The 13,990-nt window shown below is 68.0% G+C and carries 8 protein-coding genes and 2 pseudogenes; 5 read left to right on the top strand and 5 right to left on the bottom strand.

Annotated elements, in window-relative coordinates; all coding sequences use genetic code 11:
- Window positions 1–17 precede the first annotated feature (17 nt).
- Both ACFYR3_RS13335 and ppdK read left to right on the top strand, forming a co-directional pair.
- A complete protein-coding gene (locus ACFYR3_RS13335; protein ID WP_355845526.1) occupies window positions 18–1,274 on the top strand; it encodes an ROK family protein in 1,257 nt (418 codons plus the stop codon).
- A 454-nt stretch (window positions 1,275–1,728) separates the two neighbouring features.
- Window positions 1,729–4,479, top strand: coding sequence for a pyruvate, phosphate dikinase (gene ppdK / locus ACFYR3_RS13330; RefSeq protein WP_355845523.1), 2,751 nt, complete (start codon window positions 1,729–1,731; stop codon window positions 4,477–4,479).
- A 718-nt stretch (window positions 4,480–5,197) separates the two neighbouring features.
- Here ppdK and ACFYR3_RS13325 read toward each other — a convergent pair.
- The gene (locus tag ACFYR3_RS13325) at window positions 5,198–6,760 is read right to left on the bottom strand and encodes a S53 family peptidase (protein ID WP_355845520.1); all 1,563 of its coding nucleotides are present in this window, start codon (window positions 6,758–6,760) and stop codon (window positions 5,198–5,200) included.
- A gap of 175 nt (window positions 6,761–6,935) precedes the next feature.
- Window positions 6,936–7,013, bottom strand: a pseudogene (locus ACFYR3_RS13320) (glutamine synthetase); the annotation flags it as partial.
- Window positions 7,014–7,332: 319 nt separating this feature from the next.
- Here ACFYR3_RS13320 and ACFYR3_RS13315 point away from each other — a divergent pair.
- Together ACFYR3_RS13315 and ACFYR3_RS13310 are read left to right on the top strand one after the other, a co-directional pair.
- Complete coding sequence (locus ACFYR3_RS13315) at window positions 7,333–7,821, top strand: hypothetical protein (protein WP_389282864.1); 489 nt, start codon at window positions 7,333–7,335, stop codon at window positions 7,819–7,821.
- A 682-nt stretch (window positions 7,822–8,503) separates the two neighbouring features.
- Window positions 8,504–8,747, top strand: a pseudogene (locus ACFYR3_RS13310) (IS5/IS1182 family transposase); the annotation flags it as partial.
- A gap of 36 nt (window positions 8,748–8,783) precedes the next feature.
- Here the strand turns inward: ACFYR3_RS13310 and ACFYR3_RS13305 are convergent.
- Window positions 8,784–9,305, bottom strand: a complete 522-nt coding sequence (locus ACFYR3_RS13305; RefSeq protein WP_356781253.1) for a hypothetical protein — start codon at window positions 9,303–9,305, stop codon at window positions 8,784–8,786.
- Window positions 9,306–9,691: 386 nt separating this feature from the next.
- On the opposite strand from ACFYR3_RS13305, the gene ACFYR3_RS13300 reads away from it, so the two are divergent.
- On the top strand, window positions 9,692–10,627 hold the full coding sequence (locus ACFYR3_RS13300) for an oxidoreductase (protein ID WP_355845511.1): 936 nt from the start codon (window positions 9,692–9,694) through the stop codon (window positions 10,625–10,627).
- Between the two features lie 33 nt (window positions 10,628–10,660).
- Here ACFYR3_RS13300 and nirD read toward each other — a convergent pair whose 3' ends face one another.
- Window positions 10,661–11,023: a nitrite reductase small subunit NirD gene (gene nirD, locus ACFYR3_RS13295; RefSeq protein WP_355845508.1), complete on the bottom strand. Its 363-nt coding sequence runs from the start codon at window positions 11,021–11,023 to the stop codon at window positions 10,661–10,663.
- A complete protein-coding gene (nirB, locus tag ACFYR3_RS13290; protein WP_389283002.1) occupies window positions 11,020–13,572 on the bottom strand; it encodes a nitrite reductase large subunit NirB in 2,553 nt (850 codons plus the stop codon). Before nirB ends, nirD begins: the two co-directional genes overlap by 4 nt.
- Window positions 13,573–13,990 lie beyond the last annotated feature (418 nt).

Raw genomic sequence — 13,990 nt, 5'->3', positions numbered from 1 at the left:
GCAAAACTCAATATGTAATGCAGAGTTGGGGAACGCAAGAGGGTGCGCATGACAGAAAGGCGGGGAGGACCGTGAAGACCGGGAACCAGGCAAGCTCCGGAGAACTGCTCGAACTGGTGCGCAGCGGCCGGGCGACCACACGCGGGGCACTCCAGCGGGCCACCGGTCTGTCGCGGGCCACGGTCGGCCAGCGCCTCGACCGGCTGTTCCGGGCGGGCTGGCTCCGCGAGGGGGCCGGCGGGCCCGTCGACTCCCCGCTCGGCGGCCGCCCCTCCATCACCCTGGAGTTCGACGACGAGCACGCCGTCGTCCTCGCCGCCGACCTCGACACCCGGCACGGCAGGGCCGCCGTCCTCACCCTGACGGGGGAGATCCTCGCCGAGCACGCGGGCCCCCTGGTGGTCGACGACGGCCCCGAGGCGGTGCTCGGCGAGCTCGGACGCTGGTTCGCCGAACTGCTGGAGAAGTCCGGACAGCGCGCCGACGCCGTCTGCGGCATCGGGCTCGCGGTGCCGGGCCCGGTCGACAGCGACACGGGCCGCGTGGTGCAGCCGCCGATCATGCCGGGCTGGGACGGCTACGACATAAGGGGCCGGCTGGGCCGCGCCTTCGCCGAACACGCGGGCACCGGCGCCGCGCGCGTCCCCGTGCTCGTCGACAACGACGCCAACCTCATGGCGTACGGGGAGCAGCGCGTCGGCTATCCGGACTGCTCGGCGTTCGCGCTGGTCAAGGTCTCCACCGGTATCGGCGCGGGCATGGTCGTCGGCGGCACCGTCTACCGGGGCATCGACGGCGGCGCCGGCGACATCGGGCACATCCGGGTGGGCACCGACGCGCTGTGCCGGTGCGGCTCGTACGGCTGTCTGGCCGCTGTCGCCAGTGGCGGCGCGGTGGCGCGCCGGCTCGCGGAGTCCGGGGTCCCGGCCGCGTCCGGCTCGGATGTGCGGGAGCTGCTGGCCGCCGGGCACCCCGAGGCGATGGCGCTCGCCCGGGAGGCGGGCCGGCAGGTCGGGGACGTGCTGGCCACCGTGGTGACACTGCTCAACCCGGGCGTGCTGATGATCGCCGGGGATCTGGCCGGAACCCCCTTCCTCACGGGTGTCCGGGAGCTTCTCTACCAGCGGGCGCTGCCCCGCTCCACCGCTCATCTGGACGTGGTGACCTCCCGGCTCGGCGAGCGGGCCGGGCTCGTGGGCGCGGGGGCGATGGTCGTGGAGTACCTGTACGCACCGGAGCGGGCCGAGGAGCGGCTGGCGGCCCTCGGCGTGTGACGGGCGTCCGCCGACCCGGGGTCACCCGTGCGGGGTGTCCGCGCGTGACATCCGTGTGTCGTGTCCGGATCGTGGTCCGCATGATGAAATCTGACTTCTCCTGGTGGCGTGATTCTCGCCACCCTTGATAGGGGTCACGCTCAGATGAGCGGATCTTGAGCGACTGCACTTCCCTAAGGGGTGGCACTCAGTGCCACCCTCTGATCGTTCATCGATTAAACTCAGACGTGTCGAAGCTCGCTCACCTGAGCGTTCAGAGTGATCTACGAGCGTTGATTCGTTCAAGAAGTGAAAACATCGCCGCCCGATGGCTTGCCAAGCCTTGACTTTTGATCTGGTGGCGGACGACTGGTTACAGGCGCATGACGCGCATGTGGACGTACCCAGACGCCTTCGATCTGGGTATGTTCCCCGTCGTCAGGGCAGCCACCGCGACGTCGAGGAGTCGAGACTCGTGTCGGAAAACAAAGATCCCCACGTAGCTGAAAGCGGCGAAAGCGGCGTCGGCGGAGCGAAGTTCGTTTATGACTTCACCGAGGGCAACAGGGACCTGAAGGACCTCCTCGGGGGCAAGGGCGCCAACCTTGCCGAAATGACCAACCTGGGACTTCCCGTCCCGCCCGGCTTCACCATCACCACCGAGGCGTGCAAGACCTACCTCGACAGTGGCGAGGAGCCGGCGGCACTGCGTGACGAGGTGAGTGCGCACCTCGACGCCCTCGAGGCCAAGATGGGCAAGAAGCTCGGCCAGGCCGACGATCCTCTGCTCGTGTCCGTCCGTTCCGGGGCGAAGTTCTCCATGCCCGGCATGATGGACACCGTCCTGAACATCGGGCTCTCCGACAAGTCGGTCCTGGGCCTCTCCCGGCAGTCCGGCGACGACCGCTTCGCGTGGGACTCGTACCGCCGTCTCATCCAGATGTTCGGCAAGACGGTCCTCGGCGTGGACGGCGACCTCTTCGAGGAGGCGCTGGAGGCGGCGAAGGTCCTCAAGAAGGTCACCGTCGACACGGACCTCGAAGCGGCCGACCTGAAGAAGCTCGTCACCAAGTTCAAGAAGATCGTCAAGACCGAGGCCGGCCGGGACTTCCCGCAGGACCCGCGCGAGCAGATGGACCTCGCCATCCACGCGGTCTTCGACTCCTGGAACACCGAGCGCGCCAAGCTGTACCGCCGCCAGGAGCGCATCCCGCACGACCTCGGCACGGCCGTCAACGTCTGTTCGATGGTCTTCGGCAACCTCGGCCCCGACTCCGGCACCGGCGTCGCCTTCACCCGCGACCCCGCCTCCGGCCACCAGGGCGTGTACGGCGACTACCTCCAGAACGCCCAGGGCGAGGACGTCGTCGCCGGTATCCGCAACACGGTCCCGCTCGCCGAGCTGGAGTCGATCGACAAGAAGTCGTACGACCAGCTCATGCAGATCATGGAGACCCTGGAGAACCACTACAAGGATCTCTGCGACATCGAGTTCACCATCGAGCGCGGCCAGCTGTGGATGCTCCAGACCCGCGTCGGCAAGCGCACGGCGGGCGCGGCTTTCCGCATCGCCACGCAGCTGGTGGACCAGGGACTCATCGACGAGGCCGAGGCACTCCAGCGGGTGACGGGTGCCCAGCTCGCGCAGCTGATGTTCCCGCGCTTCGACGACGAGGCGAAGGTCGAGCAGGTCGGCCGGGGCATCGCGGCGTCGCCGGGCGCGGCCGTGGGCAAGGCGGTCTTCGACTCGTACACCGCCGTGAAGTGGTCGCGCTCCGGTGAGAAGGTCATCCTGGTCCGCCGCGAGACGAACCCCGACGACCTGGACGGCATGATCGCGGCGGAGGGCATCCTGACCTCGCGCGGCGGCAAGACCTCCCACGCGGCCGTCGTGGCGCGCGGCATGGGCAAGACCTGTGTCTGCGGCGCCGAGGAGCTGGAGGTCGACACCAAGCGGCGCCGGATGACCGTGCCCGGCGGGCGCGTCGTCGAGGAGGGCGACGTGATCTCCATCGACGGCTCGACCGGCAAGGTCTACCTCGGTGAGGTCCCGGTGGTCCCCTCCCCGGTCGTCGAGTACTTCGAGGGCCGGATGCACGCGGGCGCCGACGACGCCGACGAGCTGGTCGCCGCGGTGCACCGGATCATGGCGTACGCGGACCGGGTCCGCCGACTGCGGGTGCGCGCCAACGCCGACAACGCCGAGGACGCGCTGCGTGCCCGCCGCTTCGGAGCGCAGGGCATCGGACTGTGCCGCACCGAGCACATGTTCCTCGGCGACCGCCGCGAGCTCGTCGAGCGGCTGATCCTCGCGGACACCGACGCGGAGCGCGAGGAGTCCCTGAAGGGGCTCCTGCCGCTCCAGAAGAAGGACTTCGTCGAACTGTTCGAGGCGATGGACGGTCTTCCGGTCACGGTCCGCCTCCTGGACCCGCCGCTGCACGAGTTCCTGCCGGACATCACCGAACTGTCGGTGCGCGTCGCGCTCGCCGAGTCCCGCAAGGACTCCAACGAGAACGACCTGCGTCTGCTGCAGGCCGTGCACCGGCTGCACGAGCAGAACCCGATGCTGGGCCTGCGCGGTGTGCGCCTCGGCCTGGTCATCCCCGGTCTGTTCACCATGCAGGTACGGGCCATCGCGGAGGCGGCCGCCGAGCGCAAGAACGCCAAGGGCGACCCGCGCGCGGAGATCATGATCCCGCTCGTCGGCACCGTCCAGGAGCTGGAGATCGTCCGCGAGGAAGCCGACCAGGTCATCGCCGAGGTCGAGGCGGCCACCGGCGTGCACCTGAAGCTGGCGATCGGCACGATGATCGAGCTGCCGCGGGCCGCGCTGACGGCCGGCCAGATCGCCGAGGCGGCGGAGTTCTTCTCCTTCGGCACCAACGACCTCACCCAGACGGTGTGGGGCTTCAGCCGCGACGACGTGGAGGCCTCCTTCTTCACGGCGTACCTGGAGAAGGGCATCTTCGGCGTCAGCCCGTTCGAGACGATCGACAGGGACGGCGTCGGCTCCCTGGTGAAGTCCGCGGTGCAGGCGGGCCGCGAGACGCGCCCCGACCTGAAGCTCGGCGTCTGCGGCGAGCACGGTGGCGACCCCGAGTCGGTCCACTTCTTCCACGAGGTGGGACTCGACTACGTCTCCTGCTCCCCCTTCCGGATCCCCGTCGCCCGCCTGGAAGCGGGCCGCGCGGCCTCCACCTCGAAGGGCAGCGACCACCGCTAGAGACCCCGGAGCCCACACCGGTCACCCCACCCTCACCGACCGGCCACGGGCCCCGGAATCCAGAACGAAGGGGCGGCACCCTGTGCGGGGGTGCCGCCCCTTCGGGCATGGTCTGCGGAGTCCGTCAAGGCACGTCGCTGACCAGGCCAGTTGGCGCTTGCAGGCGTTGGTTGCGGTTGAGCTCGCGGGGAGGCGTTGTGCCCTCGTTGTGCCCTGGGGGTGCGACGAGGTTCCGTCCACAGTCCATCCGTAGACGTCGAGATGGGGTGCCTCAGCACGTGGCAGCGTGAGGCAACGCTCCGATCGTCAGACCGCACGGCAAAGGGTCCAAGTGGTGGCGCCAGGATTCGAATCCGGCTTGTTGCGCAGGAAGTGACGTCGGCCCGGACCGACCTCATACGATCGACGTTGACGCAGCGCTGACCTCTGGTCGAACGGCCGTCATCGGTCGTTGCTGGTCGCTCCGGGCCGCCCTTCGACGGCCCAGAGACGGCCCGGCTCATGGGGCTCGGCAGATCTGCAGCGGACCTTGTTCACCCTTCACAGCCTGCGTTTTCGCTTAGATGTGGGGCCGTCGGGGCGTCTGGGGAAAGACGGCCTCTCTCGCTCGGCGAGAAGACGGCGCCAGGTCTGCTGCAGGGGCGTCCGGGACGGAGACGGCCGAGTCGTCAGCGCCTCGTCCGTCTCCCCGGCCTCCGTCCACGCGGCGGGGACGGATTCAGAGCGTCTCCAGCGCCTTGAGCAGTTCGACGCCGACGGGCACACCGAAGCCGGTCGCCGCGTCGTACCCGCTGCGGACCTTGTAGCCCCGGCCTGGGAAGGGGAACGAAGCGTTGGCGTGACCGGTGTCGATGTCCCGGCAGACCTGCCGGCCGAGCGGTGTGCCGTTGGTACCGGTCCCGTACAGCAACGGCGTCAGAAACCGCTGCTGCTTGGCGACGGGCAGCAGGGCGTTGACGCGGGCGACGAGGGCGGCCCAGAGAGGCGCGGAAGCGCTGGTACCGCCGTTGGGCTGGGACTCGCCCGCGAACGTCAGGTCGTAGTACGGCGGCCCCGCCAACGCCGCGACGTCCGGGACCACTCGTCCCTTGATGCCGCCCGGGTTGAGGGAATCGACCTGGACGGCCTGCCAGGCAGGCCGCTTGAAGACGTTGCTCACCCCGCCACCGGTGGCTCCGCCGCCCCCTCTGCGGTCACCGGGTGAGACCCACCAGGACTGCTCCACCCCCGGCTTGACGACCATGGTGCCGCCCACTCCGAGCACATGGGGGCTGGACGCCGGGAAGTCCACGTGGCAGTCGCCGTCGTCCGTCTGATCGCCCGAGCCGTCGTCGCCGGAGGAGATGCAGACGGTGATGCCCAGGGCCGCCGCGCCGGCGAGGCGCTTGTCGATCTCCGTCAGCCCCAGCACCGACCAGTCGGGGTGGTCCTCGGCCAGTCCGTAACTGATCGACACCGAGACGGGCTTGTCGAGGATGACCCGGTCGAGCAGATCGATCCAGCCCTTCTGGTCCCACTCGGCGAAATAGACCGAGATATCCGCCTCAGGGCAGAGCCCGACGAGGATCTCCACGTCCATCATGACTTCACCGGCGATCTCGAACGCCATGCGCCGATCCTGTGCGGGAAGCTGCTTGAGCTGCTCGATGGTGCGTGGCGGGGTGTATCCCACCGGCACGACCGTCACGTTCGGAGTGTTCAGCCCGTGGCTCTCGCAGAAGATGCCGATGTCGTCGTCGAAGATGCATCCGCCGAATTCGAGGGCGACGATCTTCTGACCTTCACCCGCGCCTTCCGGAAACTGGTACTGCGCTTCCAGATCCCGTGGGGTGAATGAACCGTGATCGCCCGATCCGGGGAAAACTCTGCGCCGGGCTACCCGCCGCTTGTCCAGCCCGAAGACGCCGGCGACGATGCCGTCGAGGTCGGCGGGGATCCCGAGTTCGCCTTCCCGTCCCCGGAACTCGCCCTGCCGCTCTCCGTGGTACAGCTTCAGTTCGGTCTGAAAGGCCTTGTTGAGGTCCTTCACCTTCCCCTTCATCTCGATGCTGCCGACCTCGAGGCGCTCGTCCGTCACCCTGAGGCCGTATCGCCCGAGGGATTCCTTCACCTTCTCGGCGTCCGCGCGGCGCCGCTCCGGATTTTCGTTTTTCCCCGCGTCGCGCAGGGAAATGGTGACCGCGATCTCCTCTTCCGGATCGACGGCCTTCGCCATCTGCGCGGACCTCGTGGGGTGGGGCCGCCTGCTTCCCTCGAGGAGGACATGCTGCTGCTGGGGCATGAGGACCACTTTCTGCTGGGGACAACAGTCAGGTGAATCCATATGCGGCATTTCACAAGATCACACACTTTGGCGGGCATGTTCATCACAACAGACGCGCCACATGACGACGGACGGACGACGGACGGGGCCCACGCTCGACAAGCGCGGACCCCGTCCGTCGTCCGGAAGCCTCTTACAGCACCGGCAGGTTCTTCCGCAGTTCGAACGCGGTGACCTCGCTGCGGTACTCCTCCCATTCCGCCTTCTTGCTTGCGCAGGAACTTGTGCGGCACCGGACGGCCCTCGAACGATCCACACCACGGCGCCGGTGACCTGTGATCGAGCGGCCGTCCACGGTCGTTGTCGGTCACTGCGGGCCACCCTTCGACGGCCCACAGACGGTCCGGCCCGAGCCCAAGCCGTCAGCAACTCCAGTCGACCGTTCTACCCAGTCGGCAGATTTGCAGTCCCCTCAAGGACACACTTTGAGAGTGCCGCTGACCTGCACAGTTATGGGTGGCTGCATCGAACCATCCTCCAGCCGTCCACGCCTCGTCCACCGAGCGCACTCGGGCACTGCCGGAGTTCTCATGCCGAGCAGCGAGGGCGCACCCGACGCGCCATCGACAGTTGTTTCAGTGACGGGATCCGCGGCATATGGAAAGAATGACCATATCGATCATGGGATTGCTACGGCATTCGCTGCTGTTGCTGGCCTTGTTGGTGCTGGAGTCGGAGGTTTGGCGACTGCTTACGGTGCCCGCGTAGGTGCCGAGAAGACGATGGAAGCGGCACGCATCCAAGTAGAGCATCAGTCATCGTCTGAGCACCGCCATTGGGTGCGAGAACAGCGCAAGCAAGCCTGCTCTGATCTCGTCGACGCGTACGGATCTTTCGCAATCGCCGTCAACAACATCATGGACAAGGTCAACGAAGGTGACCCGCCATCTGAGAGTGACCTTGACAGCGCCAGAGCCGAACTGAGGAAGTTGATTATCATCGGCGGGCGCATGCAACTTTGGGGACCGGACGAACTGGTATCCCATGGGACAGCTCAGAGAAGCAGCAGAGCAGTTTGAATACACAGCACACCGCTGGCCTAATGTGCTGGCGACCAATGATCCAAGTGAACTCAGTGACCACCACGACAGATTCCGTGCCGCGGGTGACTCCGCCAGACTAGCGCGAGAGGCCTTGGCACTGGCTGCGCGCCGAATCCTCGCAGCCGCTCACTGAATCAAGACCACGGCCCAAGCGGCCTGAGACGCCAGAGTCAAACACACTGATCGGGGCCCCGTCGGGCCGAATCTCACAGACTTCATCTACTTGTGGCCCCTGTACACGGGCCAGGCGATCCCCATCGACCAGTGGAGATCGCGGATGTGGCTGGATACGTGGGTCTAGCTGGGCGGACACACTGCGGCGGTTCGGCACCTTGCCGAACCGCCGCAGTCGTTTGTTGGTCGTCGCAGGCCACCCTCGGACGGCCCGGAGACGGCCCGAACGCGCAGACCGCGACAGATTTACAGCGGGCTCCTTCCGCCCTTCACCACCTGCGATTCTTCCTGCGCCGGACACTGTTGGGGGACATCTGGGGGAATTCAGGAGCACCTCTCCGGCTCGCCGGGGCACCGTCCCCCTCGTAGCGTCCAAGTGTCGATCGGATAGCTGGCCTGATCCTTCAGTCGATCGCGCGAGGTTGTCGAAGGTTGGAGAGGTCGTGCCGGGTGGTGAGAGTGTCCGGATGGGGGTCACCGAGAGGGTTTCCCAGCCGCCGTCACCGTCACCGCCGCCAGCGTCCACGACTCCGCCGCCGGCACCCAACTCCTCACCCAGGTCGCCGAGCGCCACCCCACCGTCACCAAGGCTCATGCACCACCGCCGCCTGGCCCGCGACTACGAAACCCACCCCCACCGCTCAGCCGCCATGATCCAACGGGCCGCCATCAACCTCATGACACGCCGCCTCACCCACGAGTCCACCCCCAACTGGCGGAACAGCTAAGCCAAATGAAACGGACAACCAAGAATCAAACCCTCACTAAGAAACTCGACCGTTATCAGAAAGTCTCACAGGCGCCCTCACTTGAAGGCTCCGAGATCCAATTACGACACGCCCTGCTGGGTCGCGAAGCGATACGACTTCCGGGCGCAAGGTCAGGATCAAATCTTCTCGAAGCATTCTGGAGAATTCGCGTCTAATGCGGCGCGCCTCCTCGGATATTTCCATTCCTCCCCTCACCTGGGCGACATACACCCTCTTCAGTTCATATTCACGCGGGCAGTATTCGTCAATAATCCATTGATACATTTCGTCCGATGCGAGCAGCATAAATCGACGGCATGCTTCATCGCGGGCCAACACGCGAACATGGAAGTCCTCCGGCCGGTTGTCCCAACCGCACTCCTCCGCGTGCAGTAAGCCGTCCATCCATTGATGGACGGCGATCAAGAATCGCTCTATAGCGGCAAGCTTTCTTTCCTGGGCCTTTTCTGTCAGAGCTGCACGGATCCTGAACCCCTCAACGTGTCTCGTAGAGACGAAGCCAATGAAGGTTCCCAAGACTCCCGCTCCCCCTGCTACGGCGGCCGTCACGACTGCGCCATCCACTCCCCCGCCCCCAATCACCGAGCTATACAAGTCGATACCCTCCACCGCGGGGAAGAACTCATTCCGATTCTGGGCCCGCAGGAATCCTGGACGGGTCAGGGGCGACCACCCTTCCCGGTGCCAGCACGCCGCGCCGTGCCGCACCGGGAGATCATGCGGCTCATCACCGGCTTTGTGCCCTGAGGGTGCCCTCAGGTGCAAGCGAAGGGCTGACTTCCCAGCTCATCAGGTCAGCCGCACACCCTGTGCAGGGGTGCCGCCCCTTCGGGCTTGGTACCGCGGCCCGCGCGGAGGACCCCTACGCTGGGGCGCCCGTAGTCACCTGGAAGGAAATCGCCATGTCCGGCTGGAACGCGCAGGACGTCCCCGATCAGAGCGGGCGCACCGCTGTCGTCACGGGGGCCAACAGTGGGCTCGGGTACGTGAGCGCGCGCGAGCTGGCACGCAAGGGGGCCAAGGTCGTGCTCGCCTGCCGCAGCGAGGCGCGGGGCGCCGAGGCCGTGGAGCGGCTCGTGGCCGAAGTGCCGGGCGCGGACGTCGAGTTCATACGACTGGACCTGGGCGAACTGGACTCCGTAAGAGAGTTCGCGAGCGTCTTCGAGCGGAGGTACGACCGGCTCGATCTCCTCCTCAACAACGCCGGGGTCATGGCCCTGCCCCTCGGCCGCACCGCCGACGGCTTCGAGACCCAGTTCGGCGTCAACCACCTCGGGCACTTCGCGCTCACCGGGCTGTTGTTCCCGGTGATCGCCGAGACCCCCGGCGCGCGGATCGTCACCGTGTCGAGCATGGTCCACGCGCTCTCCGACATCGACCTCGACGACCTCAACAGCGAGAAGGGGTCCTATCGGAAGTGGATCGCCTACGGCCGGTCCAAGACTGCCAACCTTCTCTTCACGCACGAGCTCGCGCGTCGGCTGTCCGGCGTCGGGTCCGAGGCCGTCGCCGCCGCCGCGCACCCCGGGTACGCCTCCACCAACCTGCAGACCGCCGGGCCCCGGCTGGAGGGGCGCACGGGCGCCGTGCGGCTGATGGAGATCGGCAACCGCGTCTTCGCGCAGAGCGCCGAGGCCGGGGCCCTGCCGACGCTGTACGCGGCCACCGCCCCCGGCGTGCGGCCCGACACCTTCGTCGGCCCGTCCTTCGCGATGTGGCGCGGTTCGCCCGCGACATCCTGGCGGGCCCGCTGGACCCGCGACGACACCAAGTCGGAACGGCTGTGGGCAGCCTCGGAGCAGCTGACGGGCGTCACCTTCGAGGGGCTCAAGGGCTGACCGGCAGGGTCCGGTCCGGCGGTCCGGATCGGGTCAGGCGGCCCGTACCTCGTACGTCGCCACCGCTACGCCGTCGTCGTCCAGGCACCGGCCCGACTCCAGGTCGAAGCGCTGCTTGAGCAGCGGGGAGGCCACGAACGGGCGGCCCCCGTGGGTGCCGGTCAGCCCGCGGGAGAGCACCGCCGCCCCGCTGAACGGGTCACGGTTGTCGATGGCGTACGTCCGTCCCGCGCGGTCGGTGAACAGGGCGACCTGGCGGCCGTCCGGGAGGAGGGCGGCGACGCCCCGTCCCGGGGTCAGCCGGGACAGCTCGCACACCGTGAACCAGTCTTCCTCCAGCAGGAGTTGGAGTGTGAGGGCTGTTGTCGTCCGGGTCGTCTCGGGTGCCAGGGTCATCGCTGGGCACTTCCTTCCAGGGCTTGCAGGGGCCGGTGTCCGATGGTCAGCAGCGGGAGGTCGGGCTTGATCTGGTCGCGCTCGGGGACGAAGCCGACGACCGGGTCCGGGGTGTCCGGGGCGTTCACGAACGACACGAACCGGCCCAGCTTCTCCGGGTCGTTGATGGTCTCGGCCCACTCGTCCCGGTAGTTCGCGACGTGCGCGGTCATCAGCGACTCCAGCTCCTCGCAGATGCCGAGGGAGTCCTCCACCACCACCTCCCGGACGTGGTCCAGGCCGCCGGGAATCCGCTCCAGCCAGGTCGAGGTGCGCTCCAGACGGTCCGCGGTGCGGATGTAGAACATCAGGAAGCGGTCGATCAGACGGATCAGTTCGGCGTCCGACAGGTCCTGGGCCAGCAGGTCCGCGTGGCGCGGGGTCGCGCCGCCGTTGCCGCCGACGTACAGGTTCCAGCCGTTGGAGGTGGCGATGATGCCGAAGTCCTTGGACTGGGCCTCGGCGCACTCGCGGGCACACCCGGAGACCGCCGACTTCAGTTTGTGCGGGGAGCGCAGACCCCGGTAGCGCAGCTCCAGGTCGATCGCCATCCGGACCGAGTCCTGCACGCCGTAACGGCACCAGGTCTGCCCGACGCAGGACTTCACCGTCCGCAGCGACTTGCCGTACGCGTGCCCGGACTCGAAGCCCGCGTCCACCAGCCGTGCCCAGATCAGCGGGAGTTGCTCCACCCGCGCACCGAACAGGTCGATGCGCTGACCGCCCGTGATCTTCGTGTAGAGCCCGAAGTCCCTCGCCACCTCGCCGATCACGATGAGTTTCTCAGGAGTGATCTCGCCGCCGGGGATGCGCGGCACGATCGAATAGGAGCCGTTCTTCTGGAGGTTGGCGAGGAAGTGGTCGTTGGTGTCCTGGAGCGCGGCCTGTTCGCCCGCCAGGACGTAGCCGTCGGCGCCGATCGTCGGGGCGAGGGAGGCGATGATCGAGCCGACGGCGGGCTTGCAGACCTCGCAGCCGTTACCGCCCCGGGCGTCCTCGCGGCCGTAGCGGTCGAGCAGCGTCCGGTACGAGGTGATCCTGAGGGCGAGGACGATCTCGTACAGCTCCTCGCGGGTCTGCCCGAAGCAGCCGCACAGGCCGTGGTCGACCTCGACACCGCTCGCCGCCAGTTCCTCGTTGACGAGCTGGCCGAGGACCTTGACGCAACTTCCGCAGCCCGTACCGGCCTTGGTGCACTTCTTGACTTCGGGGACGTTCGTGCAGGAGTGCTCGGTGACCGCGCCGCGGATCGTGCCCTTGGTGACGTTGTGGCAGGAGCAGATGACCGCGGAGTCGGGGAGCGCGGAGGGGCCGAGGGCCACCGGGGCGCCCGCGCCCGCCGGCAGCACCAGCTGCTCCGGGGCGATCGGCGGCACCGAGCCGGTGAAGGCGCGCAGGGTGCCGTAGGCGTCCGCGTCGCCGACCAGGATGCCGCCGAGGAGCTGTCCGTCGCGGCCGATGACCAGCTTCTTGTAGATGCCCGAGCGCGCGTCCGAGTAGACGACGTCGAGGCAGTCGGCGGTGGCTCCGTGCGCGTCGCCGAACGAGGCGACGTCGACGCCGAGGAGCTTCAGCTTGGTCGACAGGTCGGCGCCGGTGAAGCTCGCCTCGTCGACGGCGATCGTGGCGGCGGCCGTCGCGGCCATCTCGTAGCCGGGCGCGACGAGTCCGTAGACCCGGCCGTCCGCGGCGAGGGCGCACTCGCCGATCGCGAAGACGACCGGGTCGGAGGTACGGCACTGCTCGTCGACCGTGATGCCGCCGCGCTCGCCCACCGTGAGCCCCATGGCGCGGGCGAGTTGGTCGCGCGGACGCACCCCCGCCGAGAACACCACCAGATCCGTGGGAAGTTCGGACCCGTCGGACAGCTTCATCCCGGTGACGGCGCCGTCGTCGCCGGCCACGATCTCCTGGGTGCCCGTGCCGGTGTGCACACTCAGGCCCATGTCCTCGATGGTGCGCAGCAGCGCGGCGCCGCCGCCGTCGTCCACCTGCACCGGCATCAGGCGCGGCGCGAACTCCACGATGTGCGTGGCCAGTCCGAGTCCCTTGAGCGCGCCGGCCGCCTCGAGTCCGAGCAGACCGCCGCCGACGACGGCTCCGGTCGTCGCCCGCGCCTTCGCGTACTCCTCGATGGCGAGCAGGTCCTCGATCGTGCGGTAGACGAAACAGCCCTCGGCGTCCTTGCCGGGGACCGGCGGGACGAAGGGGTAGGAGCCGGTGGCGAGCACGAGGGTGTCGTAGCCGACCGTCAGACCGGACCTCGCCGTCACGGTGCGGGCGGCCCGGTCGACGGACTCGGCCGGGTCGCCGAGGTGCAGCTCGATCCCGTGCTCCTTGATGAACTCCGCGTCCGTGAGCGAGAGTTCGTCGGGGGTGCGGCCCGAGAAGTACGAGGTGAGCCGGACCCGGTCGTAGGCCGGGCGGGGCTCCTCGCAGAACACGACCACGCGGTGGGTGGCGGTCAGTCCGCGTTCGGCGAGCGACTCCAGGAAGCGCTGGCCGACCATGCCGTGGCCGACGAGCACGATCGTGTGCGCGTTCCCGGCCGGGGCGTCCGGGGCCGTCGCCGTCCCTGTCGTCGCAGTCGCAGCCGTCGCCGCCGTCATCGTCGTATGCGAGGTCATGACCACACCGTGCGGTGCCGGTGTTACCCGGTGGCATCACGCCTGTTTCCCGGGAGGAACGCTGCCCTCAGCGGGGACCGGGCCGCGGTGTGAGGGCTCCAGGGAGCGGGGGAGGGGGTGGGGGTGGGGTCAGCCGTACCGCCGGTTCACGTGCGGGCACGATCGATCGGGGCGCCCTCGGGCGGAATCCTTTGAAGCACCGGACCTCGCCGGTGAAGGACCGGACCTCGCCGGTGAAGTACCGGACCTTGCCGGTGAAGTACCGAACCTCATTCGTGACGGGCCGGACCTCATTCGTGGA

Origin of the sequence: Streptomyces sp. NPDC005784, from assembly GCF_042871525.1 — a bacterium.
Classification (GTDB): domain Bacteria; phylum Actinomycetota; class Actinomycetes; order Streptomycetales; family Streptomycetaceae; genus Streptomyces.
Note: the sequence above shows the minus strand (reverse complement) of the source record. Positions and strands in the feature narration are given on the sequence as shown.